General features: G+C 69.2%; 19 protein-coding genes and 1 pseudogene. 6 read left to right on the forward strand and 14 right to left on the reverse strand.

The genetic code is table 11. The annotated features are described in order from the left end of the window. Window positions 1–4: 4 nt before the first annotated feature. The 3 genes from ABD357_RS01915 to ABD357_RS01925 all read right to left on the reverse strand — a co-directional run bounded on the left by ABD357_RS01915 (window position 5) and on the right by ABD357_RS01925 (window position 4,597). A complete protein-coding gene (locus ABD357_RS01915) occupies window positions 5–1,330 on the reverse strand; it encodes an ABC transporter substrate-binding protein (protein ID WP_344387001.1) in 1,326 nt (441 codons plus the stop codon). A gap of 78 nt (window positions 1,331–1,408) precedes the next feature. Then, window positions 1,409–3,076: a glycoside hydrolase family 13 protein gene (locus tag ABD357_RS01920; RefSeq protein WP_344387002.1), complete on the reverse strand. Its 1,668-nt coding sequence runs from the start codon at window positions 3,074–3,076 to the stop codon at window positions 1,409–1,411. Between the two features lie 249 nt (window positions 3,077–3,325). After that, entirely contained in the window at window positions 3,326–4,597 is a 1,272-nt protein-coding gene (locus tag ABD357_RS01925; protein ID WP_344387003.1) for an ABC transporter substrate-binding protein, read from the reverse strand. Between the two features lie 127 nt (window positions 4,598–4,724). Here ABD357_RS01925 and ABD357_RS01930 point away from each other — a divergent pair, with 127 nt between their 5' ends. The 3 genes and pseudogenes from ABD357_RS01930 (at window position 4,725) to ABD357_RS01940 (ending at window position 8,306) form a co-directional block, all read left to right on the forward strand. After that, window positions 4,725–5,240 carry a PadR family transcriptional regulator gene (locus ABD357_RS01930; RefSeq protein WP_344387004.1) on the forward strand — a complete coding sequence of 172 codons (516 nt, stop codon included), beginning with the start codon at window positions 4,725–4,727 and terminating at the stop codon, window positions 5,238–5,240. After that, window positions 5,237–6,005: pseudogene (locus tag ABD357_RS01935) on the forward strand (ABC transporter ATP-binding protein). Before ABD357_RS01930 ends, ABD357_RS01935 begins: the two are co-directional and overlap by 4 nt. Before the next feature lie 6 nt (window positions 6,006–6,011). Then, window positions 6,012–8,306 (forward strand): ABC transporter permease, encoded by a 2,295-nt coding sequence (locus ABD357_RS01940; RefSeq protein WP_344387005.1) that lies wholly within the window; start codon window positions 6,012–6,014, stop codon window positions 8,304–8,306. A 74-nt stretch (window positions 8,307–8,380) separates the two neighbouring features. On the opposite strand, the gene pgi is transcribed toward ABD357_RS01940, so the two are convergent. From pgi to uvrC, 10 genes are all read right to left on the reverse strand, one after another. Next, the gene (pgi, locus tag ABD357_RS01945) at window positions 8,381–10,033 is read right to left on the reverse strand and encodes a glucose-6-phosphate isomerase (protein ID WP_344387006.1); all 1,653 of its coding nucleotides are present in this window, start codon (window positions 10,031–10,033) and stop codon (window positions 8,381–8,383) included. A 143-nt stretch (window positions 10,034–10,176) separates the two neighbouring features. Continuing rightward, a complete protein-coding gene (locus ABD357_RS01950; RefSeq protein ID WP_344387008.1) occupies window positions 10,177–10,512 on the reverse strand; it encodes an RNA polymerase-binding protein RbpA in 336 nt (111 codons plus the stop codon). Between the two features lie 214 nt (window positions 10,513–10,726). Beyond that, entirely contained in the window at window positions 10,727–10,957 is a 231-nt protein-coding gene (secG, locus tag ABD357_RS01955) for a preprotein translocase subunit SecG (protein ID WP_165342601.1), read from the reverse strand. Between the two features lie 134 nt (window positions 10,958–11,091). Further along, entirely contained in the window at window positions 11,092–11,847 is a 756-nt protein-coding gene (gene tpiA / locus ABD357_RS01960; RefSeq protein ID WP_344387042.1) for a triose-phosphate isomerase, read from the reverse strand. A gap of 42 nt (window positions 11,848–11,889) precedes the next feature. Next, entirely contained in the window at window positions 11,890–13,101 is a 1,212-nt protein-coding gene (locus ABD357_RS01965; protein ID WP_344387009.1) for a phosphoglycerate kinase, read from the reverse strand. Between the two features lie 186 nt (window positions 13,102–13,287). Continuing rightward, on the reverse strand, window positions 13,288–14,298 hold the full coding sequence (gene gap, locus ABD357_RS01970; RefSeq protein WP_344387010.1) for a type I glyceraldehyde-3-phosphate dehydrogenase: 1,011 nt from the start codon (window positions 14,296–14,298) through the stop codon (window positions 13,288–13,290). Between the two features lie 212 nt (window positions 14,299–14,510). Next, entirely contained in the window at window positions 14,511–15,500 is a 990-nt protein-coding gene (gene whiA, locus ABD357_RS01975; RefSeq protein ID WP_344387011.1) for a DNA-binding protein WhiA, read from the reverse strand. Beyond that, window positions 15,491–16,558, reverse strand: a complete 1,068-nt coding sequence (locus ABD357_RS01980; protein ID WP_344387012.1) for a gluconeogenesis factor YvcK family protein — start codon at window positions 16,556–16,558, stop codon at window positions 15,491–15,493. The genes whiA and ABD357_RS01980 overlap by 10 nt, the downstream gene beginning before the upstream one ends. After that, the gene (gene rapZ / locus ABD357_RS01985; RefSeq protein WP_344387013.1) at window positions 16,555–17,625 is read right to left on the reverse strand and encodes an RNase adapter RapZ; all 1,071 of its coding nucleotides are present in this window, start codon (window positions 17,623–17,625) and stop codon (window positions 16,555–16,557) included. Before rapZ ends, ABD357_RS01980 begins: the two co-directional genes overlap by 4 nt. After that, window positions 17,622–19,676 carry an excinuclease ABC subunit UvrC gene (gene uvrC, locus ABD357_RS01990; protein ID WP_344387014.1) on the reverse strand — a complete coding sequence of 685 codons (2,055 nt, stop codon included), beginning with the start codon at window positions 19,674–19,676 and terminating at the stop codon, window positions 17,622–17,624. The genes rapZ and uvrC overlap by 4 nt, the downstream gene beginning before the upstream one ends. A 197-nt stretch (window positions 19,677–19,873) precedes the next feature. Here uvrC and ABD357_RS01995 point away from each other — a divergent pair, with 197 nt between their 5' ends. From ABD357_RS01995 to ABD357_RS02005, 3 genes are all read left to right on the forward strand, one after another. Continuing rightward, window positions 19,874–20,821, forward strand: a complete 948-nt coding sequence (locus tag ABD357_RS01995; RefSeq protein ID WP_344387015.1) for a hypothetical protein — start codon at window positions 19,874–19,876, stop codon at window positions 20,819–20,821. 218 nt (window positions 20,822–21,039) lie between these two features. Further along, on the forward strand, window positions 21,040–22,071 hold the full coding sequence (locus tag ABD357_RS02000) for a LacI family DNA-binding transcriptional regulator (RefSeq protein WP_344387016.1): 1,032 nt from the start codon (window positions 21,040–21,042) through the stop codon (window positions 22,069–22,071). Beyond that, entirely contained in the window at window positions 22,068–22,979 is a 912-nt protein-coding gene (locus tag ABD357_RS02005; RefSeq protein ID WP_344387017.1) for a carbohydrate kinase family protein, read from the forward strand. Before ABD357_RS02000 ends, ABD357_RS02005 begins: the two co-directional genes overlap by 4 nt. Before the next feature lie 132 nt (window positions 22,980–23,111). On the opposite strand, the gene uvrA is transcribed toward ABD357_RS02005, so the two are convergent. Next, window positions 23,112–26,045 (reverse strand): excinuclease ABC subunit UvrA, encoded by a 2,934-nt coding sequence (uvrA, locus tag ABD357_RS02010; protein WP_344387018.1) that lies wholly within the window; start codon window positions 26,043–26,045, stop codon window positions 23,112–23,114. Window positions 26,046–26,048: the final 3 nt, after the last annotated feature.

Below are 26,048 nucleotides of genomic sequence, written 5' to 3' on the forward strand. Positions count from 1 at the left end.
GCCGTCAGTCCTGGTATGCCTTGGCGGCCGCGTCCTCGAGCTTGTCCGCCGTGGCCTTCGGGTCGGACGGGTCGCGCAGGAAGTCCTGGAGGAGCTTCCACTCGCCCGTGCCCTTGGTGCCGCCGAAGGCCGCCGGGGCCTGGTCGGACATGTCGAAGCGGACCGAATTCCCGGCGTCGACCAGGGACTTGGCGGTCTCGCGCGTGACGTCGTCACCGTAGGAGGCGAGGTCGAGCTTCTTGTTCGGGGACAGGAAGCCGCCGGCATCGGCCCACACAGCGGCCGCCTCGGGGCTCGCCAGATACTCCAGGAACGCCGTGGCGGCCTTCTGGTTCTTGCCGTCCTTCAAGACGACGGCGGCGTCACCGCCGCTGACCACCGGTGCCTCGCCGCCGTCGACCGACGGGAAGGGGAAGAAGTCTGCGTCCTGACCGATCTTCTTGCCGAACTGGTCCTTGGCGACACCGGCGACGAAGTCGCCCTCGTAGACCATGCCGGCCTCCGGTTCGGGACCGAAGACCTTCTCGACGGAACCCGGGAAGTCGGTGTTCAGTGCCTCCTTCTGGCCGCCCGCGATCAGTTCCTTGTCCTTGAAGAGCTTGCCGAGGGTGGTGAGCGCCTGCACCACGGTCGGATCCGTCCACTTGATCTCGTGGGCGGCGAGCTGGTCGTACTTCTCGGGTCCGGCCTCGGAGAGGTAGATGTTCTCGAACCAGTCGGTGAGGGTCCAGCCGTCCTGGCCGGCGACGGAGAAGGCGGCCAGGCCCGAATCGGAGACCGTCTGCCCCGCCTTCAGCATCTCGTCGTATGTCTTCGGCGCCTTGACTCCGGCCTGGTCCAGAGCCTCAGGGCTGTACCAGACGGTCGACTTGTGCGCGGCCTTGAAGTACAGGCCGTACAGGGAGCCGTCGACGCTGCCGTAGTCCTTCCACACGCTTGCGTAGTTGGCGTCCACGGCCTGCTCGGTCTTCTTCGACAGCGGCTTGAGCCAGCCCTGCTCGGCGAACTGCTGGAGCACACCGACCTGAGGCACCATCACCACGTCGAAAGCGTTGCCGCCCTCGATCTTGCTGCCGACGACGGTGGAGACATTGTCACCGGTGGAGATGAACTGGGCCTTGGCGCCGGTCTTCTCGGCGAAGGCGTCGAGGACCTTCTGGAAGTTCTTCTGCTCGGTACCGGACCAGACGCCGGCCACGGTGAGCGTCTGGCCGTTCAGCGGCTTGTCGCCGTCGCCCGCGGCGGTGACCGGTCCGCCACCACAGGCGGTCGCGCCGAGCGCCAGGGCCAGGGCCGTGCAGCTCGCCAGTGTCATACGTCGTCGCATCATCGTTGATGTCCCTTCGAACGGGATAGGAGTTGACGGTGCATCAGGTTGAAAGCAGGGGGTTGGTCTCAGGTGCTGGTCTCAGGGGTTGGTGCAGTCGCTGATCCACCAGGCGGCCGTCGAGCCGGGCAGCACCCCGGCCGGGCAAGGTCCGCTGGACAGCAGGGGGGCGCCGCCGACCGGTGCCGGCACCGGTGCGGTGCCGAAGTTGACGGCGCAGACGAGTCCGTCGCCGCGGACGAACGCGAGCACGTCGGGCGGGCTCTGAAGCCAGCGCAGGGTGCCCTCGCCGAGCTGGGGCAGACTGTCACGCAGCTGCAGGCCGTCGCGGTAGAGGTGCCAGAACGAACGGGTGTCGGCCAGCGCCCGGTCGGTGGCGTGCTCGGCGAACCAGTCGGGCTGCGGCAGCCAGGGCTTCGCACCCTCGGCACCCGAGGTGAAACCGAACGGTGAGGCGTGCCCCGACCAGGGCAGCGGCACCCGGCAGCCGTCGCGTATCCGGGCCCGGCTTCCGGTCCGGTGGAAGATCGGGTCGGTCAGCACCTCGTCGGGCAGGTCGACGACCTCGGGCAGACCCAGCTCCTCGCCCTGGTAGATGTACGCGGCTCCGGGCAGCGCCAGCATCAGCAGCGCGGCGGCCCGGGCGCGGGCGGCGCCGAGGCCGCTACCCTCGGTGCCGGACTCTCCGTAGCGGGTGACGGTGCGGACCTGGTCGTGGTTGTTGAGGACCCAGGTGATGGTGGATCCGGTGCCGGCGATGTCCTGCATGGCCTCGGAGATGACCTTGTGGAAGGCGTCGGCGTTCCAGGGCGCGCCGAGCAGGTCGAAGAAGAATGCCTGGTGGAGCTCGTCGGGCCGTACGTACTGGGCGTGTTCCCGTGCGGTCGGCACGGAGACCTCGCCGACCAGCAGCCGCTCCCGGCCGTCGCGCGCGGTGTACTCCTCGCACACCGACCGCCAGTGCCGCCATACGTCGTGGACCTCGGGCTGGTTCCAGGCCAGCGGGTTGACCGAGTCGCGGGTGCGGGCGTCGGCCGCCGGGTCCGGCGAGTCGGGCAGGTCCCGGTGCTTGAAGAGCCCGGCGGCCACGTCGATGCGGAAGCCGTCGACGCCGCGGTCCAGCCAGAAGCGCAGCACCTGGTCGAAGTGGGCGCCGACCTGGGCGTTGCGCCAGTTCAGGTCGGGCTGTTCGGACGTGAACATGTGCAGGTACCACTGGCCCGGTGTGCCGTCCGGCTCGGTGACGCGTGACCACGCGGGGCCGCCGAACATCGAGTGCCAGTTGTTGGGCGGCTCGTCACCGCCCGGGCCGCGGCCGTCGGCGAAGTGGAAGCGGGCACGCGCTTCGCTTCCGGGCTCGGCGGCGAGCGCCTCGCGGAACCAGGAGTGCTCGCTGGAACAGTGGTTGGGGACGATGTCGAGCAGCACCTTGACGCCGAGCCGCCGTACGTCCGTCATCAGCAGGTCGAACTCGGCGAGGTTCCCGAAGACCGGGTCCACGTCGCGGTAGTCGGCGACGTCGTACCCGTGGTCGTGTTGCGGAGACGGGTAGAAGGGGCTCAGCCAGATGCCGTCGACGCCCAGCTTCTTCAGATACGGCAGTCCCGCCCGGACCCCGGCGAGATCGCCGATGCCGTCCCCGGTGCTGTCCAGGAAACTGCGGACGTACACCTGGTAGATCACTGCGTCGCGCCACCAGCGGTACGCAAGAGGGCGCGCGAGGCCGTCGCCGGCCGGGGCTGTGAGCATCACCCGTTGACCTGTCTCTGAATGTCATGCCTGGAGGGGTGTGGCGGCCGAGAGCCGACCGTCGTTATGCATGCATGTTATGTAGGCATGAAGAGGAGATGTCAACGAGTAGACAGAAAGCCGTGGGAAGTTGACGGAGTATGTCCCGGTTTTTACGGCCTCAACGGGCCTCTCGAGATGACATCGATACCTAACATGTAACTAGGTCGGAATCGCCAAGCAATGCATGGGCAAGCGACGGGCGAGGATTCAGCCGCGTCGCGCGATGGCCGCCAGCTCCCGGGCGAGCCGCCGCACCGCCGCCTCGGGGGTCTGCTGCCAGGTCATCGCATCGTGCACGACGGCCTGCACGGCGAGGCTCACCTGGTCATAACGGGGGCTCTTGGGCCGCGGCGCCGCCGCGAGCACGCTGGCCCGCAGCGTCGGCAGATACGGGAACTCCCGGATCAGCGCCGGATCCTGGTACAGAGCGGCCCGTACGGGTGGCAGCGCCCCCTCTGTGAGGACCTGTCGCTGGACCCGCTCACTCGTGAGATAGGCGAGGAGAGCGGCCGCCGAATCGGGGTGGCGCACCTGTGCGCTGACCGCGAGGTTCGAACCACCGAGCACGCTCGCGCCCGGCCCGTCGGGTCCAGGCAGCGGTACGGCGCCGATCTTCCCGGCGACCGCGGAACCCTTGCCGGACGCGCTCACGTACGCGTAGGGCCAGTTGCGAAGGAAGAGCAGACGGCCGTCCTGGAAGGCCTGCTTGGACTCCTCCTCCTTGTAGTTCAGCGCCTCCTCGGGGATCCAGCCGTCGCGCACTCCCCGGGCGAGGAATCCGATGCCCCTGCGGGCCGCGGCCGAGTTCACGGTGACCCGCTCCCCCTCGTCACCGAGGATCGTGCCGCCCGCCGAGTAGACCGCTTCGGCGGCGTTGACGGTGAGCCCTTCGTAGGGCAGGAACTGGCCCGCGTAGCCGTCGAGTCCGTACTTCGGCGCGATGGTCTTCGCCTGGTTCTCCAGCTCGGCCCAGGTGCGGGGCGGCTCGACGCCCTCCTTGTCCAGGACGTCCTTGCGGTAGAGCAGCAGTCCGGCATTGGTGACGTACGGGACGGCGTACAGCTTTCCCTCGTACGTCGCCGTGTCCACCACCGGCGGCAGGAAGCTCTCCACCGGGAAGCGTGCCCGCTGCAACGGGGAGATCCAGCCGGCCGCCGCGAACTCCGAGGTCCAGGCGACATCGATGTTGAGCACGTCGAAACGGCTGTCGCCCGAGCGCAGATCGGTGGTCATCTGGGCATGGGTCTCGTCGGCGGAGTCGGGAAGCTCCACGAGGGTGACCCGCTCGTCGGGGTGCTTGCGGTTCCAGCCGTCGAGCAGCGGTCCGAGATAGCCGGTGAGGTCCCCCGCGGTCGCCAGTGTGAGCGGACCGCGTCCGCCTCCCCGCGCCTCGTCGGCCTGGGTGCCGGACGCGACGTATCCGGAAAGGATCACCGCGGCGACCAGGAGGCCCCTACCGGCGGCGTGTATCCACCGCATAGGTTCCTCCCTGTACCAACGGCACCGGGCATCGTCGTCCGGCGTCAGCCGCCATGTATACCCGTTAGGCATGGGCGATACTAGGGCCTGCGACACATGACCAAGGACGGGGAGGAGGAGAGCACGAGTGCGCCTGCCTCTCCTGGCTCTCCTGGCGCGCGGCCCGGCCCACGGCTACGAGCTCAAGCAGGACCTTGAGCAACTGCTGGGTGCCGCGTACCCTCAGCCGAATGTCGGCCAGATCTATGTGACGCTCGGCCGGCTGGAGAAGTCGGGGCTGATCGAGGGCGAGGAAGTCGAGCAGTCGAGCCGGCCCAACAAGAAGATCTACCACCTCACCGATGCCGGACGGGAAGCGCTGCACGCCTGGTTCGAGGAGACGGCGGACGAGCCGCGGGTACGGGACGAGTTCTTCATGAAGCTCGCTCTCGCCCCGCAGACCGGCCTCGCCGACCGGATCGCCCTCATCAACAAACAGCGGCGCCAGTACCTGAACACCATGCGCAGTCTGTCGAAGCTCGCCGCGGCCGAGGACCGGGACAACCGTGTCGCCCAGCTGCTGATCGAGGGCGCCATGCTGCATCTGCAGGCCGACCTCGACTGGCTGGAACGGTGCCAGGAGGAGCTGGAGGAGCCGGAATGACCGCCCACGTCGACACCTCGGCCGCCGCCGCTCCCTTGCTGCGCGCCGAGGGCCTGGTCAAGACCCACCACGGCGAGGGCGCCCCGGCATGCGGTACGCGGTGTGGATCTTTCCGTGCGGCGCGGCGAGTTCGTGGCCGTCACCGGCCCGTCCGGCGCCGGTAAGTCGACCCTGCTGCATCTGCTGGGCGGACTCCAGCGGCCGGACAGCGGGAGCGTGTGGCTGGACGGGGAGCGCACCGATGCCTACAGCGAGGCGCGGTGGGCGGTGGAGCGCCGGCGGCGCATCGGCATCGTCTTCCAGTTCTTCAACCTGGTCTCCAACCTGTCGGTCGCCGACAACGTCGAGCTGCCCGCGCTGCTCGCCGGGTCCTCGCCGAAGCAGGCGCGCGCCGAGCGCGAGAAGCTGCTGGCCGAGCTGGGCCTGGAGGGCAAGGAGCGCAGCATGCCCGGCGAGCTGTCCGGTGGCGAGCAGCAGCGGGTCGCCCTGGCACGGGCGCTGGTCAACCACCCCGGGCTGCTGCTGGCGGACGAACCCGCGGGCAGCCTGGACAGCAAGGGCACCCGCGAGGTGATGCGGCTGCTGTCCCGCTTCCACCAGCGCGGCCAGACGATTCTGCTGGTCACCCATGACGCGCGGCTCGCGAGCGCCGCGGACCGTGTGATCAGCTTCTTCGACGGTCGGATAGCCGACGACGCCGAGCTGGACGGCACGCCGCCGCCGCGCGGCACCGGCACGTCCGGTGTGCTCGAGCTGAAGGGCTGAGGCGAGGTGCGGGCCACCCTGCGTTGGGCGGGCGCGGATCTGCGGGCGCACCGCGGCGAGGCGCTGTTCATCGTGCTGGCCACCGCCGGGATCGTCGCCTCCCTGCTACTCGCCACGGCCCTGTTCGGATACGCCACCAATCCCTGGCAGCGCGTCTTCACACAGTCCAAGGGCGCGCATGTGTGGATTCACACCGGCGCGTCCGCCGATGCCGGCCGCCTCGCGTCGCTGGACGGTGTGACCTCCGTGTCGGGCCCCTACCGCACCGCGGCCGCCACCGTCGAGTCGCGCGGCACCAGGGCCTCCGTCGAACTGCGCGGCGCCGACGGCGAACGGCCCACGACCGGACGCCCGTTCCTTGTCTCCGGCCGGTGGCTGGATCCCGGCACGCCCGACGGCGTCGTCCTGGAGAGCAGCCTTGCCTGGGCGCTGTGGGCCGAGCCCGGCGACAGCCTCGTCCTGCCCGGCACCTCCCGGACCCTGACCGTGCTGGGCGTCGCCGACAGCGCCGAGCCCCGCTACCGGCCCGGCGAGCGGGCAGGCGTCGTCTGGGCACCACCGTCCGCCCTTCCCCGCACGGATGGCCCCACCGGGCAGGTCATCGGGCTGCGCCTCGCCGACCCCGACGACACGGACTACGCGGTCCAGCGCGCCGTCACGACGCTCGGCGCGGGAGCGGTCACCCAGGTCTCCAACTGGCAGCAGGCACGTGCCGAGGCACAGGGCGACGACCGGCTGCTCGGCCAGGTACTCGGCCTCTTCGGGCTGGGAGCCCTGGTCGCCGCCGCACTGGCCGTGTACGGCGCGATCGGCACCCGGATCCGCGGCCATCTGCGGAACATCTCCGTACTGAAGGCCATCGGCTTCACACCTGGTCAGGTGGTGCGCATCTTCCTGGTCCAGCACGTGGCGTTCGCGTTCACCGGCGCGGTGGCGGCCGCGGTGCTCATGCAGGCGGCGGGGAACCTGGTTCCCGGACGCCTGGGTGACGCGGTCGGCGTATGGCAGGGCCTGCCCGGGCACACCGCGGCTCTGTTCGGAGTTCCGGTGGCGGCGGTACTGTTCATCGCCGCCACGACGGGGCTCGCGGCCTGGCGGGCCGGGCGGGTGCCACCGGTGCCGGTGCTGCGGGCCGCGGCGCCCCTGGGCGGCCCGTTGCCGGGCGTGGCCCGGGGAGCGCTCGGGCTGCGGCTGCCGCCCGCGCTGGTGCTCGGCATGCACAAGGCGTTCTCATGGCGGCCGCGCTCGCTGGCCACCACCGCCCGACTCGCGTTGCCGCTGCTGCTCATCGTCGTCGCGCTGAGCGCCTGGACCACCATCGACCGCTTCCACAGCAAGCCGGAGCAGCTCGGTCTCGCCGCGGCGCTCACGGCACGCGCCGACGAGGAACTCGGCGATCAGCGGGCGCGGGCCCTGCTGGCCGAGAACCCGCAGATCACGGCGGTCCATCCGGGCGTCGAGGTGGCGGCACTGGTGCCGGGCCAGACCGGCACGATCGCGCTGCGCGGGCTCGGCACCGCCCAGGATCCGTATCCGTTCTCGCTGGCGGAGGGACGCGCGGCGCGCGGGCGCGACGAGGCGGTCGCGGGCCAGGGGCTGCTCGATCTGCTGAACGTACGGCTCGGCGACTGGGTGCGGATGACGGTGGGCGGACGGCCCCAGATCCTGCACATCGTCGGACGCAGCATCGAACCCGAGAACGGCGGCCGGGTCATCTCCACCTCGCTCGACACGCTCCGAGAGAACGACCCCAAGCTCCAACCGACGCTCTACGAGCTGCAGTTGAGGCCCGGAGCAGACCCCCGCGCGATTGGCGCCGAGCTGACCGAGGCCTCGCGGGGGCGGCTGGACGTCCACACGGTGACCAACCCAGCAGACGGGCTTTCGCCGCTTCGCGGGGTGGTGGCCGGGTTGATCGCCGTGCTGGCCCTGATCGGGCTCATCGAACTGCTGACCGCGATCGGCGGCACCGTGCGCGAGAGCGAGCGGGATCTGCTGGCCCTCAAGGCGATCGGACTCTCCCCGCGCCAGATCACCCTCGTCTCCGTGACGGCCACCGGTTGCACCGCCCTGGCAGCCGTCTTCGCCGGTACGGCACTCGGCGTGCCCCTCGCGCACTGGCTGATCGACGCCCAGGGCCGGTCGAGCGGGATCGGCGCCGGAATCGCCCGGGCGCCGTCCCCCGTTCTGCTGCTGCTGTTCGGTACGGCCGCCGTGCTGGGTGCCGCCGCACTCGCGGCCCTGCCCGCCGCACGCGCCGGCCGCCGCAGGCTCGCGGACACGCTCAGCGCCGTCGCCTGACCGTCGCAGACTGTCCCCCTTGCCGAGGCGCCGGGCGCCCCTGCGCCTCGGCAAGGAGGGCCTGCTGCACGACATCAACGCCCGCGCATCTCCCGATACTTGGCGACCAGCGCCCTCGTCGACTCGTCAAGGCCCGGCACCTCTGCGCCCTCGGTCAGCGCGGGCTCGACGCGCTTGGCGAGCACCTTGCCGAGCTCGACGCCCCACTGGTCGAAGGAGTCGATGTTCCAGACGGCGCCCTGCACGAACACCTTGTGCTCGTAGAGCGCGATCAACTGGCCGAGCACCGACGGAGTGAGCTCGCGCGCGAGGATCGTGGTCGTCGGATGGTTGCCCTGGAACGTCTTGTGCGGCACCAGCTCCTCGGGCACCCCCTCCGCACGCACCTCGTCGGGCGTCTTACCGAAGGCCAGCGCCTGCGTCTGCGCGAAGAAGTTGGCCATCAGCAGATCGTGCTGGCCGACAAGCCCCGGCAGCAGATCCGCGACCGGCTCGGCGAACCCGATGAAGTCGGCCGGGATCAACTTCGTGCCCTGGTGGATGAGTTGGTAGTACGCGTGCTGCCCGTTGGTCCCCGGCGTACCCCACACGACGGGCCCGGTCTGCCACTCCACGGGCTCGCCGTCGCGCCCCACGGACTTGCCGTTGGACTCCATGTCCAACTGCTGCAAGTACGCCGTAAACTTGGAAAGATAGTGCGAGTACGGCAGCACCGCGTGCGACTGCGCGTCATGGAAGTTGCCGTACCAGATGCCCAAGAGGCCGAGCAGCAGCGGCACGTTGGACTCGGCGGGGGCGGTACGGAAGTGCTCGTCGACGAGCCGGAAACCGTCCAGCATCTCGCGGAACCAGTCCGGACCGATCGCGATCATCAGCGAAAGGCCGATCGCCGAGTCGTACGAGTACCGGCCGCCGACCCAGTCCCAGAACTCGAACATGTTGGCCGTGTCGATACCGAAGTCCGACACTTTCTCGGCGTTCGTCGACAAAGCCACAAAGTGCTTTGCGACCGCATCCTGGTCCGCCTTCAGCTCGGTCAGCAGCCAGTTGCGCGCCGAGGTCGCGTTGGTGATCGTCTCGATGGTGGTGAAGGTCTTCGAGGCGATGATGAACAGCGTCTCGGCCGGGTCCAGGTCCCGTACCGCCTCGTGCAGATCGGCCCCGTCCACGTTCGACACGAAGCGGACGGTCAACTCTCGGTCGGTGAAGGACCGCAGCACTTCGTACGCCATCGCCGGACCGAGATCCGAACCGCCGATGCCGATGTTGACGACATTGCGGATGCGCTTGCCGGTGTGCCCCGTCCACGCGCCCGAGCGGACACGGTCGGCGAAGTCGGCCATCCTGTCGAGCACGGCGTGCACACCCGGTACGACGTTCTCGCCGTCGACCTCGATGACCGCGTCGCGTGTCGCGCGCAGCGCGGTGTGCAGCACGGCGCGGTTCTCGGTCGTGTTGATCTTCTCGCCGCGGAACATGGCGTCCCGCAGCCCGAACACATCGGCCGCCGCAGCCAGTTCACGCAGCAGCCGCAGCGTCTCGTCGGTGACCAGATGCTTGGAGTAGTCGACGTGCAGATCGCCGACCTGAAGTGTGTATCCGGCGCCGCGCCCCGGGTCCGCGGCGAACAGCTCACGCAGCCGCACCTCGCCGAGTTCCTCGCGATGCTTGGCCAGAGCGGTCCACTCGGGCTTCTGATTGAGCCGGGTACGGCTGTCTGCGTTCATCTGGGACTTCAGCCTTCTTTCGAACCTGTCCTGCTGCGTACGTTGCCCCGCTGCCGGTTCCAACCTAATGGAGCAGGCCTTGATGCCACGCAACAGCTCCGGCCGCGCCCGTCCCCGTGGGTGCCCGGCCGGTTTCTCAAGTCCTAGATTTCACCCCGCAGTTTGGCGAGCGCCTCGGCGAGGATCGCCTCGCCGTCCGCGTCGCTGCGCCGCTCCCGTACGTACGCCAGGTGCGTTTTGTACGGTTCGGTGCGCGGCGGGTCCGGCGGATTCTCCCGGTCCTGTCCGGCCGGAAAGCCGCAGCGCGGGCAGTCCCAGGTTTCGGGGACCTGCGCGTCGCTGGCGAAGCTCGGCTGCGTCTCGTGTCCGTTGGAGCACCAGAAGGAGACGCACAGCCGTGGCGCGGACTCGCCGCGCTCGGCCTCGCCCATCGGCCCCGCCCCGACCCGGCTTCCTCGGATCGCGTTGCCACTTGCCACGGTTGTAACTCCCTGCGTAATGGTGCCGCGAAGCGAGTCGGCGTGACGCTTCGCTGCGAGCGCCTCAGTGTACGTAAGGGCCAACGCGCGTCCAGTGACTGGAGTTACACCCCACCCAAAGACGCAAGCCCCATGATAGGCCGCGCTCGCGAGCGCGTACCGGACATGGGGCTTTATGCGAAAGATGCGCTGTCGTACCGACGTCAGCCGCTGATCAGTTGGTGACCTTCATCAGGATGCCGAGCACGACGATGCACGCGGCCCACAACAGACCGACCACGACGGTGATGCGGTCGAGGTTTCGCTCGGCGACCGAGGAGCCGCCGACGGACGACTGCATGCCGCCACCGAACATGTCGGAAAGACCGCCGCCCTTCCCCTTGTGCATCAGCACCAGCAGCATCAGCAACAGGCTGAAGACGATCAGGGCGATCGAGAACCCCATAACCACGGCTGGACCAACTTCCTCGGACTTGTACGGACGACGGGGGCCGGAGCTTCATAAGCGAAGCCGCCCGGCCCCCGCAAGGGTACGACGTATCGCCGCCAGCGCCTACTTACTGGTCACCGGACCGGTACTTACTGGTCGCGGAAGCGGACGATCTTGACGAACTCGTCGGCGTCCAGCGAGGCGCCGCCGACCAGAGCGCCGTCGATGTCGGGCTTCGCCATGATCTCGGCGACGTTCCCGGCCTTCACAGAGCCGCCGTACTGGATGCGAACCTGGTCGGCCAGCTCCTGCGAATGCAGCTCGGCGAGCTTGCCACGGATCGCCGCACAGACCTCCTGGGCGTCGTCGGCGCCGCAGACCTTGCCGGTGCCGATGGCCCAGACAGGCTCGTACGCGACCACGATGGACTCGACCTGCTCGGCCGGTACGTCCTTGAGGGCGCCCTCGACCTGGGCGAGCGTGTGCGCGACGTGGTTGCCCGCCTCGCGGACCTCCAGTTCCTCACCGACGCACAGGATCGGCGTGAGACCGTGCTTGAAGGCGGCCTTGACCTTGGCGTTGCAGAGCTCGTCGGTCTCGTTGTGGTACTGCCGGCGCTCGGAGTGGCCGACCGCCACGTAGGTGCACTTCAGCTTGGCCAGCATCGGGGCGGAGATCTCGCCGGTGTAGGCGCCGGAGTCGTGCGCCGAGACGTCCTGGGCGCCGTACTTGATCTTGAGCTTGTCGCCGTCGACCAGGGTCTGCACGGAGCGCAGGTCGGTGAAGGGTGCCAGGACGGCGACCTCGACGGCCTCGTAGTCCTTGTCGGCCAGGGCGAAGGCGAGCTTCTGGACGTGGGCGATGGCCTCGAGGTGGTTGAGGTTCATCTTCCAGTTGCCCGCCATCAGCGGCGTGCGCCCAGAGAAGTTAGATGCAGCCATCAGGGGTCAGTCCTCCAGTGCGGCGAGGCCGGGGAGCGTCTTGCCCTCGAGGTATTCGAGGGAGGCGCCGCCACCGGTCGAAATGTGGCCGAATGCCGTCTCGTCGAAGCCCAGGATGCGAACGGCCGCGGCGGAGTCGCCACCGCCGACGACCGTGAAGGCCGGGGAGTCGAGAAGGGCCTGGGCGACCGACTTGGTGCCCTCGGCGTAGTCGGGGTGCTCGAAGACGCCCATGGGACCGTTCCAGAAGACGGTGGCGGCGTCGGCGAGCTTCGAGGCGTACAGCTTGCGGGACTCCGGACCGATGTCCAGGCCCATCTGGTCGGCCGGGATGGCGTCCGCGGCGACGGTGGCGGGATTGGCCGGGGCCTTGGTCTTCAGGTCCGGGAACTCGGACCCGACCAGTGCGTCGACGGGCAGGACCAGCTCGACACCAGACTTCTCGGCGCGCTCGATGTACTCGATGACGGCCGGGATCTGGTCCTCCTGAAGGAGAGAGCTGCCGATCTCGTACCCCTTGGCCTTGAGGAAGGTGTACGCCATGCCTCCGCCGATCAGCAGCCGGTCGGCCTTGCCGAGCAGCTGGTCGATGACGGCGAGCTTGTCGGAGACCTTGGCGCCGCCGAGCGCGACGACATAGGGGCGCTTGACGTCCTCGGTGAGCTTCTTCAGGACACCGACTTCGGTGGCGATGAGGTATCCGGCGTAGTGCCGCAGGCGCGCCGGGAGGTCGTACACGGAGGCGTGCTTGCGGTGCACCGCGCCGAAACCGTCGCCTACGTAGACATCGGCCAGGGCCGCGAGCTGGTCCGCGAACTCGCCGCGCTCGGTGTCGTCCTTCGACGTCTCACCGGCGTTGAAGCGCAGGTTCTCGATGACCGCGACCTGCCCGGGCTCCAGGCCGTTCACGGCGTCGTGGGCGGCGGGGCCGACGGTGTCCTGGGCGAACGCGACAGGCGCGCCGAGGAGTTCACCGAGCCGCTCGGCGGCGGGCAGCAGCGAGAACGCCGGGTCCGGGGCACCCTTGGGACGGCCCAGATGCGAGGCGACGACCACCTTGGCGCCCGCCTCCGCGAGGGCCTTGACGGTGGGCAGGACGGCGCGGATACGCCCGTCGTCGGTGATACGTCCGTCGGCCAGCGGCACATTCAGGTCGGCGCGCACGAAGACCCGCTTGCCGTCGACCCCTTCGGCGAGAAGTTCGTCGATCGTCTTCATTGAGTGACTCCTGGGTGGGGCTCTGATGTTTTACCCGCGAAGAGATCAGCCATCAATTGAGGAACCACGATGGCGATCAACCAGGTCCGCGAGAGCGGCGGCGGTTCAGCCGCAAAAGACAGCCCGGGCAGCGCGGCGTCGCGCTGCCCGGGCCCTGTGCTCACATCAACGTGCTTGCTCTGGGACTTAGAGCTGGCCGCCGACGAAGACCGTGAGGTCCACGAGGCGGTTGGAGTAGCCCCACTCGTTGTCGTACCAGCCGAGGATCTTCACCGACTTGCCCTCCTGGACCATGGTCAGGGAAGCGTCGAAGGTGCAGGAGGCCGGGTCGCCGACGATGTCCGAGGACACGATCTCGTCCTCGGTGTAGAACAGGAAGCCCTTGAGCTCGCCGTCGTCCGCGGCCTTCTTGAACGCGGCGTTGACCTCGTCCTTGGTGACCTCGCGCTGCAGCTCCACGACGAGGTCGGTGGCCGAGCCCGTCGGGACCGGGACGCGCATCGCGATGCCGTCGAGCTTGCCCTTGAGCTGCGGAAGGACCAGCGCGGTGGCCTTGGCGGCACCGGTGGTCGTCGGAATGATGTTCTCGGCGGCGGCACGGGCGCGGCGCAGGTCCTTGTGCGGGAAGTCCAGGATGCGCTGGTCGTTCGTGTACGCGTGCACCGTCGTCATCAGGCCCTTGACGATGCCGAAGTTCTCGTCGAGAACCTTGGCCATCGGGGCCACACAGTTGGTGGTGCAGGAAGCGTTCGAGATGACGTGGTGCTTGGCCGCGTCGTACTTGTCCTGGTTGACGCCCATCACGATGGTGATGTCCTCGTCCTTGGCCGGAGCCGAGATGAGGACCTTCTTGGCGCCGCCCGCGATGTGCTTCTCGGCGTCGGCCTTCTTCGTGAAGATGCCGGTCGACTCGATGACGATGTCGACGCCCAGCTCGCCCCAGGGGATGTCGGCGGGGTTGCGCTCGGAGAGGACCTTGATCGTCCTGCCGTCGACGGTGATGGTGTCCTCGGTGTGGGACACGTCGGCCTTCAGGCGGCCCAGGATGGTGTCGTACTTCAGCAGGTGAGCGGTGGTCGCGGTGTCACCCAGGTCGTTGACAGCCACGATCTCGATGTCTGCACCCTGCTCCAGCAGCGCGCGGAAGTAGTTACGACCGATGCGGCCAAAGCCGTTGATGCCTACGCGGATCGTCACGAACCGATCTCCTCGTTGGTACGCCGGCTCAGATGCCGGCGAGTTGTATGGGATGTCCCCGACCGCCTACGACCCTACCTCCCTGAGGCCCCCAGAGTGACATCCGAGGGCCCATACACGGCACTGCCGTCCGTACCCACCAGTAGGGGTACGGACCGCCCGCGCATCGAGGCCCGTAGGGGGCCGTGGGGACCTGCGTCGGGGCCGTGCGGTCAGCCCACCAGATTGTCGGCCAGTTCCTCGGAGAGGGTGGACTCCGTCCCCGGGATTCCCAGGTCCTGGGCCCGCTTGTCGGCCATGGCGAGCAGTCTGCGGATACGGCCCGCGACGGCGTCCTTGGTCAGCGGCGGGTCGGCGAGCGCGCCCAGCTCCTCCAGGGAGGCCTGCTTGTGCTCCATGCGCAGCCGTCCTGCGGCGGCAAGGTGCTCGGGCACCTCGTCGCCGAGGATCTCCAGGGCGCGCTGCACACGGGCTCCGGCGGCGACGGCGGCGCGGGCGGAGCGGCGCAGGTTGGCGTCGTCGAAGTTGGCGAGACGGTTCGCCGTGGCGCGCACCTCGCGGCGCATCCGGCGTTCCTCCCAGGCCAGCACGGCCTCGTGGGCGCCGAGGCGGGTCAACAGCGCGCTGATAGCGTCACCGTCACGGACGACCACCTTGTCCACGCCCCGCGCCTCACGGGCCTTGCTGGCGATCTGGAGCCGCCGGGCCGCGCCGACCAGCGCGAGCGCCGCCTCTGGTCCCGGGCAGGTCACCTCCAGAGAGGACGAGCGGCCCGGCTCGGTCAGCGAGCCGTGCGCCAGGAACGCCCCGCGCCAGGCCGCCTCTGCGTCACAGGTGGCGCCCGAGACCACTTGCGGGGGCAGCCCGCGGATCGGCCGGCCCCGGCCGTCGACGAGCCCCGTCTGACGGGCCAGCTGGTCGCCGCCGGCAACCACTCGGACGACATAGCGGGAGCCGCGGCGCAGGCCCCCGGGAGCCATCACGATCAGCTCGGAGCCGTGGCCGAAGATCTCCAGGACGTCCCGCTTGAGGCGGCGCGCCGCCATCGCGGTGTCCAGCTCCGCCTCGATCACGATGCGGCCGCTCACCAGGTGGAGGCCGCCGGCGAACCGCAGAAGGGAGGAGACCTCCGCCTTTCTGCAGCAGGTCCGGGTGACGGGGAGCCGGGAGATCTCATCCTTCACCGCTGCCGTCATCGCCATGGGCCGATCCTTCCATGCATCCGAAAAATACGGTCGTACGCGGCGGCCAACAGCTCCGGATCGTGCCTCGGAGATCCGTCGGTGCGGGCCACCGGCGCCAGCTCGACCGCGGCCCCGAACCGCTGGGCGGCTTCGGTGAGTAAATCGCGGTCGGGCACGGCGGCCTCGTCGGCCAGTACCACGTCCAGGGCGAGTTTAGGGGCGTGTCGTCCCAAAACCTCCAAATGACGCTGCGGGGAGAAGCCCTCGGTTTCTCCCGGCTGCGGGGCGAGGTTCAAGGAGAGCACCCGGCGCGCCTTCGTCTCCGTGAGTGCGTCGAGGAGATCGGGCACGAGGAGATGCGGGATCACCGAGGAGAACCAGGAGCCGGGGCCGAGGACCACCCAGTCCGCGTCGAGGACCGCCGCGACGGCCTCGGGGACGGCGGGCGGGTCGTGCGGCACGAGGTGCACCGATTGCACTTCGCCGGTCGTCAGAGCGACGGTGGCCTGGCCGCGTACCGTCTCGATGTCCTCGGGCCGCTCCGGATCGTGGCCCTTGACGAGGGCCTGGAGCTCCAGGGGCACGGCGGACATGGGCAGCACGCGCCCCTGCGCGCCCAGGAGCCTGCCGACCAGGTCCAGGGCCTGAACGTGGTCGCCCAGTTGCTCCCAGAGGGCGACGATCAGCAGATTGCCGACCGCGTGCTCGTGCAGTTCGCCCTGGGACTGGAAGCGGTGCTGGATGACACGGGCCCAGGTCTGGCCCCAGTCGTCGTCGCCGCACAGCGCGGCGAGAGCCTTGCGCAGATCGCCGGGCGGGAGCACACCCAGCTCGTCGCGGAGACGGCCGCTGGAGCCGCCGTCGTCGGCGACCGTGACGACCGCGGTGAGGTCGCCGGTGATGCGACGCAGGGCGGCGAGCGAGGCGGAAAGGCCCATACCGCCGCCGAGCGCGACGACCTTGGGCTGCGTGCCCCGGCGGCGCGGCTTGCCGCCGCGCGCCTCGGCGGGCTTGCCGCCCTGGCCTTCGGTGCCGACTCGGCGCAGCCTGCTCAGTCGCAGAGAACGACCCGTCATTCGCGGCCCACGTCCCGGTGGACGACGACCGTCTCCACTCCCTCGGACACCAGACGGGCGGCGAGCTTCTCCGACATCGCGACGGAGCGGTGCTTGCCTCCGGTGCAGCCGACGGCGATGGTCACATAGCGCTTGCCCTCGCGGCGGTAGCCGGCCTGGACGAGGCGCAGCAACTCGGCGTACCGGTCGAGGAACTCCTTGGCACCGGGCTGGTTGAAGACGTATGCCGCGACCTCTTCGTTGAGGCCGGTGTACTGGCGCAGCTCCGGGACCCAGTGCGGGTTGGGCAGGAACCGCATGTCCACGACCAGGTCGGCGTCGACCGGAAGGCCGTACTTGAAGCCGAAGGACATGACGGTGGCCCGCAGCTCGGGCTCCTCCTCGCCGGCGAACTGGGCGTCCATCTTGGCGCGCAGCTCGTGCACGTTCAGGCTGGAGGTGTCGATCACCAGGTCGGCGTCGCCTCGCAGTTCGCGCAACAGCTCGCGCTCGGCGGCGATGCCGTCGACGATCCGGCCGTCGCCCTGGAGGGGGTGCGGGCGGCGCACGGACTCGAAACGGCGCACCAGGGCGTCGTCGGAGGACTCCAGGAAGACGATCCGCCGCGTGACGCTCTTGGACTCCAGGTCGGCGAGGGACTCACGGAGGTTGTCGAAGAAGCGGCGCCCCCGTACGTCGACGACGACCGCGATCCTGGCGACGTTGCCCTGGGAGCGGGCGCCGAGCTCCACCATGGTGGGGATCAGCGCGGGCGGGAGGTTGTCGACTACGAACCAGCCGAGGTCCTCCAGACACTTGGCGGCGGTCGACCGGCCCGCGCCGGACATACCGGAGATGATCACCAGCTCGGGGATGGCCGCATCGGGGACCCCGGCTGTTTCGATACCCGTACTCACTTGTGCTCCGTCTTGACGGCCCGCTTCGGGCGCTTGCTCGCCCGCTTGCTTGCTCGCTTCGGGCTGCGAGTGATCATCGCTCGCCGCCTTCGGCGGTTTCTCGTGTTCCGCCGTACGCCCGGCTTCCTGTTCGGCTGTGCGCCCGGTGCCTTGCCGGTCCTGCTCACTCATGGTTCCTGCCCCCGTCGCTCGTTCGAGGCGCCCGCGGATACGGGCTCCTGAGCGGAACCCTCCGTCGTGTCGGGTACTGGGTCCGCCTCGTATTCCTCGTCTTCCATGATCTCTCCAGTCGCCGTGTTCACGGCGGGTGCGGCCGGGGTCGCCTCGGCGAGGGCCACGGCGATCACCTCGGCCGTCTTAACGCCTATGCCGGGGACCTCGCAGATCTGCTCGACGGTCGCGGATCGCAGCTTCTTCACCGAACCGAAGTGCTTGATCAGCGCCTGTTTGCGCGTCTCGCCGAGGCCCGGCACATCGTCCAGCGGGCTCGCCCTGAAGCGCTTGGCCCTCTTTGTGCGCTGGTAGGTGATCGCGAAGCGGTGCGCCTCGTCGCGTACACGCTGAAGAAGATAGAGCCCTTCGCTGGTCCGTGGGAGCACCACCGGGTCGTCATCGCCGGGCAGCCAGACCTCTTCGAGGCGCTTGGCGAGGCCGCACACGGCGATGTCGTCGATACCGAGCTCGTCCAGCGCCTTCTGGGCGGCCGCGACCTGAGGCTGCCCGCCGTCGACGACGACCAGCTGCGGCGGATACGCGAACCGCTTGGGCCGGCCGTCGTCCTCGGTGAGCGCGTTTTCCCCGTCCGCCCACTCGCCGGTCTTCTCCTTCTCGGCGAGGTAGCGCTTGAAGCGGCGGGTGATCACTTCGTGCATGGAGCGGACGTCGTCCTGGCCGGCGAAGCCCTTGATCTGGAAGCGGCGGTACTCGCTCTTGCGCTGGAGGCCGTCCTCGAAGACCACCATGGAGGCCACGACGTCGTCGCCCTGGAGGTGAGAGATGTCGTAGCACTCGATCCGCAGGGGCGCGCTGTCCAGGTCGAGGGCCTGGGCGATCTCCTCCAGAGCGCGCGAGCGGGTGGTCAGGTCGGAGGCGCGCTTGGTCTTGTGCAGCCCGAGTGCCTGGAGGGCGTTGCGCTGCACCGTCTCCATGAGGGCCTTCTTGTCGCCGCGCTGCGGGATGCGCAACGAGACATTGGAGCCCCGGCGCGTGGTCAGCCACTCCTGGACGGGCTCGACGGGATCGGGCAGTGCCGGGACGAGCACCTCCTTGGGCACGGAGTCGCCCCTCTCCTCGCCGTACAACTGCTGGAGGGCGTGCTCGACGAGATCCGCGGTGGTGACGGCCTCCACCTTGTCCGTCACCCAGCCTCGCTGGCCGCGCACCCGTCCGCCCCGCACGTGGAAGATCTGCACCGCTGCTTCCAGCTCGTCCTCGGCGACCGCCATCAGATCGGCGTCGGTCGCGTCGGCGAGCACGACCGCGTTCTTCTCCATGGCCTTCTTGAGAGCCTCGATGTCGTCGCGGAGGCGGGCCGCCCGCTCGTACTCCATCTCCTCGGCCGCGTCCGTCATCTGCCGCTCCAGACGGCGGATGTACGTCCCTGTGCGGCCGGCCATGAAGTCGCAGAACTCCTCGGCGAGTTGACGATGGTCCTCGGCGGAGATCCGCTCGACGCAGGGGGCCGTGCACTTGCCGATGTAGCCGAGCAGACAGGGGCGGCCGGTGCGCTCGGCGTTCTTGAACACGCCGGCGGAGCAGGTGCGGACGGGGAAGACCCGCAGCAGGAGGTCCACGGTGTCGCGGATCGCCCACGCATGCCCGTACGGGCCGAAGTAGCGCACGCCCTTGCGCTTCTGGCCGCGCATAACCTGAACCCGCGGAAACTGCTCGTTCATCGTCACCGCGAGGTACGGGTAGCTCTTGTCGTCGCGGTACTTGACGTTGAACCGGGGGTCGAACTCCTTGATCCAGGAGTACTCCAGCTGCAGCGCCTCGACCTCCGTGGACACCACCGTCCACTCCACCGACGCGGCCGTCGTCACCATGGTGCGCGTACGCGGGTGGAGGCCCGCCAGGTCCTGGAAGTAGCTGGACAGGCGCTGGCGCAGGCTCTTCGCCTTTCCGACGTAGATCACCCGGCGGTGCTCGTCGCGGAACCTGTAGACCCCCGGCGAGTCGGGGATCTGCCCCGGCTTGGGGCGGTAGCTGGAGGGGTCGGCCATGTCTCACACCCTACTGGCGTGGTGTGACACCGCGGCGGTCCTGTGGACGGAGCCTCTGCGCCCCTGTGGACAGGACTCTGCCGGGAGTTGCCGAGTTTTGACCGCTGGGCGCCAAGTGTTGCCCGGTCATGATCAACACGCTTCAATGCGGGATGACTTGGGGCCGTAAACCTCGGCATTCACAGAAGGGCTCCTGCATGCGGCACGGCATACAGCACGCGGACGTCGACACGGCCGAACTGGAGACCGCCCTGCGGGACGGCCCCTTCCATGTGGCCCTGCGCGCCGCGATCGCCGCCCGCGGACTGCCGCTGCAGCGCGTCCAGCATCATCTGTCGCGGTACGGGGTCAAGGTCGGCGTGACGAGCCTGAGCTACTGGCAGCAGGGCGCCCGCCGCCCGCAGCGCCCCGAGTCGCTGCGGGCCGTACGCGCCCTGGAGGAGATCCTCCAACTGCCCGACGAGTCGCTGGTACGACTGCTCGCCCAGGCCGAGGAGCGCCCCGGTCCGGCACACCCCGCGGCCCGTTCGTACCGCTCCCGGGTGGAGGCCTCGGGCGCCCTGGAGAAGCTGCTCGCCGAGCTGGGAGCGTCACTCGACAGTGGACTGCACATGCTCGGCCGGCACGAGCGGGTGCGGATCGGCTCACGCCGGGAGCTGTCGGAGCACGATTCGCAGCACATCGTGCGCGCCCACAAGGACGGCATCGACCGCTATGTGGCCGTCCACCACGGCGACCCGGGGTGCGCACCGGAGCACATGACCGTGCATGCCCTGGAGAACTGCCGTACGGGACGGGTGCGTTGGCACCACGACACCGGGGTGCTCGTGGCGGAGCTGCTCTTCGACACTCGACTGCGGATCGGCGACACCTGCCTGTTCCGCTACGGCGTCGAGGACGGCACGGCCGGCGCGTCCAGGGAGTACGTCCGCGACTTCGGCTCCCCGGGCGGGCAGTACGCCCTGGAGGTGCGGTTCGCCGAGGACGCACTGCCCGTGCGCTGCCACCGCTTTACCCAGCACTCCGCGGCGGCGCCGCGCAGCGGCCGCCAGGAACTGACGCTCAGCGGGCACCATCGATCGGTTCACATGGTCGAGCCGCGGGTGCGGTCGGGGATCGTGGGGATCGGGTGGGACTGGGAGTGACAGCGAGCGGCTGAGGCGCTTCTGGGGGGCGGGGCGGGGCGGCGCAGGGCTGGACGTAAATGCTGACGTAAACGATTGCGTAAGCGTTCGCGTAAAGGGTTGCGCAAACGCTTACGTAATCGTTTGCGCAAGCGTTTACGTCTGCCGTCCCATGAGGTACGGTCCGTCCAGACAGCGCCCGGCTGGTCGGCCGGGGCGAGGGTGGGAGGAGGCACCACATGGCGACCATGGTCGACGTGGCCCGCAGCGCGGGCGTTTCCGTCGCGACGGTCTCGCACGTCCTCAACAACACCCGCACAGTGCGGCCCGCCACCCGCCAGGCGGTGCTCGACGCCATCGACGAGCTCGGCTACACGCCCAACTCGCTGGCGAGATCCCTGGTCACGGCGCGCACCCGGTCCATCGGGCTCGCGGTGTCGGCGATCAGCAATCCGTACTTCACGGAGATCTTGCAGGGTGTCGAGGCCGGTGCCCTGGAGCAGGGGTACAGCCTGCTGATCGCGGACCCCCACGACGATCCGGAGCACGAGCGCAAGGTGGTCCAACTGCTGCACGAGCGGCGGGTGGACGGCATGATCGTCGCGCCGTCGGTGCATCCGGACCAGCTCATCGGCTACCTCAGGCGGCATGACGTACCGACGGTGTTCCTGGACCGGCTGGTCGACGAGACCGCGGCGCCCGGCTTCACGTTCGACCAGGTCTGCGCGGAGAACGCCGAGCCCGTCAGGAATCTGGTCACGCATCTCGCCGAGCTGGGCCACAAGAGGATCGGCCTGGTCGGCGGTCTGCCGGGGCTCAGCACCACGAGTGAGCGGATCTCGGGTTACCGTCACGGGCTCGCGTACGCGGGGCTCCCGTTCGACGAACGTCTCGTGGTCTGTGGCAGCTCGGAGGCGGAGGGTGCCGAGCGCGCGACCGGCGACCTGCTGTCCCTCCCGGCGCCGCCGACGGCACTCGTCACCGCGAACAACGCCATGACCATCGGCGCACTGCGAGCCCTGCGGGAGCGGGGTCTGTCCGTGCCCGATGACGTGGCCCTGTGCTGTTTCGACGACTTCTCCTGGGCGGACCTCTTCTCGCCCCGGCTCACCGCGATCTCCCAGCCCAGCAAGGAGATCGGGGCTCAGGCCGTACGGCTGCTCCTGGAGCGGCTGGCCTCCCCCGGCCGTCCGGCCCGTACGCTCCGGCTGCCCTCCGCCTTCGTTCACCGCACCTCGTGCGGCTGCCCCGAGAAAGGACCCGACTCGTGATCGTCGTCGCCGGTGAGGCCCTGATCGATCTGGTGCCGCAGGAGGCGGGCGCGCTCGCGGGACTCGATCCGCGCCGCGGCGGCGGCCCGTACAACACGGCGGTGGCGCTGGGCCGCCTCGGCTCCCCCGCCGCCTTCTGCTCCCGGGTGTCGTCCGACGCCTTCGGCGAGGCCCTGCTAGACGGGCTGCGCGAGGCAAATGTCGACGTGTCGTCGGTGCAGCGGGGCGCGGAGCCGACGACCCTCGCTGTCGCGTCGATCGGCACGGACGGCTCGGCCCGTTACTCGTTCTACGTCGAAGGCACCGCGGACCGGCTGTTCTCGGCTCCGGACCAACTCCCGCCCGGGACAAGGGCGGTGTCCTTCGGCACCTGTTCGCTGGTGCTGGAGCCGGGCGCGAGTGCGTACGAGGAGCTGATGCGGGTCGCGTCCGCGCAGGGCGTGTTCACCGCGCTCGACCCGAACATCCGCTCAGTGCTGATCTCCGACGCGGACGCCTACCGGGCCCGGTTCAAAAGCTGGCTGCCCTCGGTGTCGCTGCTCAAAGTGTCAGAGGAGGACGCGGACTGGCTCGGCGGCACCCCGCGCGAGTGGCTGGCGTCGGGCCCGGCTGCCATCGTGGTCACGCGCGGCGGCGACGGCCTGACGGTCTTCACCCGCGACGGCGCGGAGCACTCCGTGCCGGGTGAACGGGTCGACGTGGTCGACACCATCGGCGCCGGCGACACGGTCAACGCCGCCCTGCTGCACGGCCTCACCGCCCGCGACGCCCTGTCCGCGACGGCATTGGCGGGCCTGGGCGCCGAAGGCTGGAGCGAGCTGCTCCGGTACGCGGCGCGTGCGGCGGCCATCACCTGCTCACGGGCGGGCGCGGAACCTCCGTACGCACATGAGGTGGACGGCTTCTAGGCGAACTTGCCGAAGTCCGTTGCGATATGGCGCCCCTTCAGTAAAAGCCCGCACCCCCACGTGCCCGCACTCGCCCACCGGCGGGAGGGGACGTGGGCCGGTGCGTCGTCTGCCCGTCGCGAACCCGCAGCTTCAAACCGCCCTCCCAGCGGAGCGCGCCGTCGCCTTCCGGCGGCCCCCGGCCTTCGCCGGTGCCTTCGCCGAACCCGACGCATCGCTGATCTTCTCCGGCTGCAGGATCTCGCGCAGGAACTTGCCGGTGTGGCTCGCCGGTACCCCCGCGACCTGCTCGGGCGTGCCCTCGGCGATGACGAGGCCGCCACCGTTTCCGCCCTCGGGGCCCATGTCGACGACCCAGTCCGCGGTCTTGATGACGTCGAGGTTGTGCTCGATGACGATGACCGTGTTGCCCTTGTCGACCAGGTCCGAGAGGACCGAGATCAGCTTGCTGATGTCCTCGAAGTGCAGACCGGTGGTCGGCTCGTCGAGTACGTAGACCGTTCGTCCCGTCGACCGCTTCTGGAGTTCGGAGGCCAGCTTCACGCGCTGGGCCTCGCCGCCGGAGAGCGTCGGTGCGGGCTGACCGAGTCGCACATAGCCGAGACCGACGTCGTTGAGGGTCTTCAAGTGGCGCGCGATCGCGGGCACGGCCTCGAAGAAGCCGTGGGCCTCCTCGATGGGCATGTCCAGGACCTCGGAGATGGACTTGCCCTTGTAGTGGACCTCCAGTGTCTCCCGGTTGTAGCGCGCCCCGTGGCAGACCTCGCAGGGGACATACACGTCCGGCAGGAAGTTCATCTCGATCTTGATCGTGCCGTCACCGGAGCAGTTCTCGCAGCGACCGCCCTTGACGTTGAAGGAGAAGCGCCCCGGCATGTAGCCGCGGACCTTCGCCTCGGTCGTCTCGGCGAACAGCTTGCGGACGTGATCGAAGACTCCGGTGTACGTCGCCGGGTTCGACCGGGGCGTGCGGCCGATGGGCGACTGGTCGACGTGTACGACCTTGTCGACGAGGTCGTCGCCGTCCACGCGCGTGTGCCGTCCGGGAACGTTCCGAGCACCGTTCAGCTCGCGGGCCAGGTGTGTGTAGAGGATGTCGTTGACGAGCGTCGACTTTCCGGAGCCCGAGACGCCCGTGACCGCCGTGAGGACGCCCAGAGGGAAGGACACGTCGATGTCCTGGAGGTTGTTCTCGCGGGCGCCGTGCACCGTGAGCTTGCGGACCGGGTCGGCGGGGCGGCGGATCTCCGGGAGTGCGATCTCCTTCTTGCCCGCCAGATACTGCCCGGTCACCGACTCGGGGTTGGCCAGCAGCTCCTTCAGGGGGCCGCTGTGCACGACCTTGCCGCCGTGTTCCCCCGCGCCAGGACCGATGTCCACGACCCAGTCGGCGACCTTGATCGTGTCCTCGTCGTGTTCGACGACGATGAGTGTGTTGCCCATGTCGCGCAGCCGGACCAGAGTCTCGATGAGGCGGTGGTTGTCGCGCTGATGCAGTCCGATGGAGGGCTCGTCCAGGACGTACAGGACGCCTACGAGGCCGGAGCCGATCTGGGTGGCCAGTCGGATGCGCTGGGCCTCGCCGCCGGAGAGGGTGCCCGCCGCCCGGTTCAGCGAGAGGTAGTCGAGGCCTACGTCGACGAGGAAGCGCAGCCGTTCGTTGACCTCCTTCAGGACCCGCTCGGCGATCTTCTTGTCGCGCGCGTTGAGCTTCATCTCGCCCAGGAATTCCGCGCAGTCGCTGATGGACATCGCGGAGACCTCGGCGATCGACTTCCCGAGAACGGTGACCGCGAGGATGAGGGGCTTCAGGCGTGTGCCCTCACAGGTGGGGCAGGGCACCTCACGCATATAGCCCTCGAAGCGCTCGCGGCTCGCGTCGCTCTCGGCCTCGCTGTGCCGCCGCTTCACAAAGGGGACGGCCCCTTCGAAGGGCGTGGTGTAGACGCGCTCGCGGCCGTAGCGGTTTCTGTACCGCACCTCGATCTGCGTCTTGTGCCCGTGCAGGAGGGCCTTCTTGGCGCGCTGCGGGAGGCCCGCGAAGGGGATGTCGGTCCGGAATCCCAACGCGTCCGCGAGGGCTCCGATCAGACGCCCGAAGTAGTCCTTGGTGTGCCCGTGCGACCAGGGGTGGATGGCTCCCTCGTCGAGGGACTTCTCCTCGTCGGGGACGATCAGCTCGGGGTCGACTTCCATGCGTGTACCGATACCCGTGCACTCCGGGCAGGCGCCGAAGGGCGAGTTGAAGGAGAAGGAGCGGGGCTCCAGCTCTTCGAAGGACAGGTCGTCGTACGGGCAGTAGAGGTGCTCCGAGTACATGCGCTCGCGCTCGGGGTCATCCTGGGGAAGGTCGACGAAGTCGAGGACGACCATGCCCCCGGACAGGCCGAGCGCGGTCTCCACGGAGTCCGTGAGGCGGCGCTTGGCGCCCTCCTTCACAGTGAGGCGGTCGACGACCACCTCGATGGTGTGCTTCTCCTGCTTCTTCAGCTTCGGCGGTTCGGAGAGCTGGATCGTCTCTCCGTCGACCCGGGCCCGGCTGTACCCCTTGGTCTGGAGATCACCGAAGAGGTCGACGAACTCGCCCTTGCGCTCACGCACCAGTGGCGACAGGACCTGGAAACGGCTCCCCTGGGGCAGCTCCAGGACCTTGTCGACGATCGCCTGCGGCGACTGGCGTGAGATGGGGCGACCGCACTCGGGGCAGTGCGGCTTGCCGATGCGCGCGAAGAGCAGGCGCAAGTAGTCGTAGACCTCGGTGATGGTGCCGACCGTCGAGCGCGGGTTGCGCGAGGTCGACTTCTGGTCGATGGAGACAGCCGGCGACAGGCCCTCGATGAAGTCGACATCCGGTTTGTCCATCTGCCCGAGGAACTGCCGGGCGTACGAGGACAGCGACTCGACGTACCTCCGCTGTCCCTCGGCGAAGATCGTGTCGAACGCGAGCGAGGACTTGCCCGACCCGGACAGACCCGTGAAGACGATGAGCGAGTCGCGCGGGAGGTCGAGCGAGACGTTCTTGAGGTTGTGCTCGCGCGCCCCACGGACGATGAGACGGTCGGCCACGCC

This window comes from Streptomyces vastus, assembly GCF_039532825.1.
Classification (GTDB): Bacteria; Actinomycetota; Actinomycetes; order Streptomycetales; family Streptomycetaceae; genus Streptomyces; species Streptomyces vastus.

Bases quoted from the DNA above. Each gene is read 5' to 3' on its own strand.
- ABD357_RS01915 (WP_344387001.1), bottom strand. From the start codon at position 1,330: ATGATGCGACGACGTATGACACTGGCGAGCTGCACGGCCCTGGCCCTG.
- ABD357_RS01920 (WP_344387002.1), bottom strand. From the start codon at position 3,076: ATGCTCACAGCCCCGGCCGGCGACGGCCTCGCGCGCCCTCTTGCGTAC.
- ABD357_RS01925 (WP_344387003.1), bottom strand. From the start codon at position 4,597: ATGCGGTGGATACACGCCGCCGGTAGGGGCCTCCTGGTCGCCGCGGTG.
- pgi (WP_344387006.1), bottom strand. From the start codon at position 10,033: ATGAACGCAGACAGCCGTACCCGGCTCAATCAGAAGCCCGAGTGGACC.
- secG (WP_165342601.1), bottom strand. From the start codon at position 10,957: ATGGGGTTCTCGATCGCCCTGATCGTCTTCAGCCTGTTGCTGATGCTG.
- tpiA (WP_344387042.1), bottom strand. From the start codon at position 11,847: ATGGCGGGCAACTGGAAGATGAACCTCAACCACCTCGAGGCCATCGCC.
- ABD357_RS01965 (WP_344387009.1), bottom strand. From the start codon at position 13,101: ATGAAGACGATCGACGAACTTCTCGCCGAAGGGGTCGACGGCAAGCGG.
- whiA (WP_344387011.1), bottom strand. From the start codon at position 15,500: ATGGCGATGACGGCAGCGGTGAAGGATGAGATCTCCCGGCTCCCCGTC.
- ABD357_RS01980 (WP_344387012.1), bottom strand. From the start codon at position 16,558: ATGACGGGTCGTTCTCTGCGACTGAGCAGGCTGCGCCGAGTCGGCACC.
- rapZ (WP_344387013.1), bottom strand. From the start codon at position 17,625: ATGAGTGAGCAGGACCGGCAAGGCACCGGGCGCACAGCCGAACAGGAA.
- uvrC (WP_344387014.1), bottom strand. From the start codon at position 19,676: ATGGCCGACCCCTCCAGCTACCGCCCCAAGCCGGGGCAGATCCCCGAC.
- ABD357_RS01995 (WP_344387015.1), top strand. From the start codon at position 19,874: ATGCGGCACGGCATACAGCACGCGGACGTCGACACGGCCGAACTGGAG.
- ABD357_RS02000 (WP_344387016.1), top strand. From the start codon at position 21,040: ATGGCGACCATGGTCGACGTGGCCCGCAGCGCGGGCGTTTCCGTCGCG.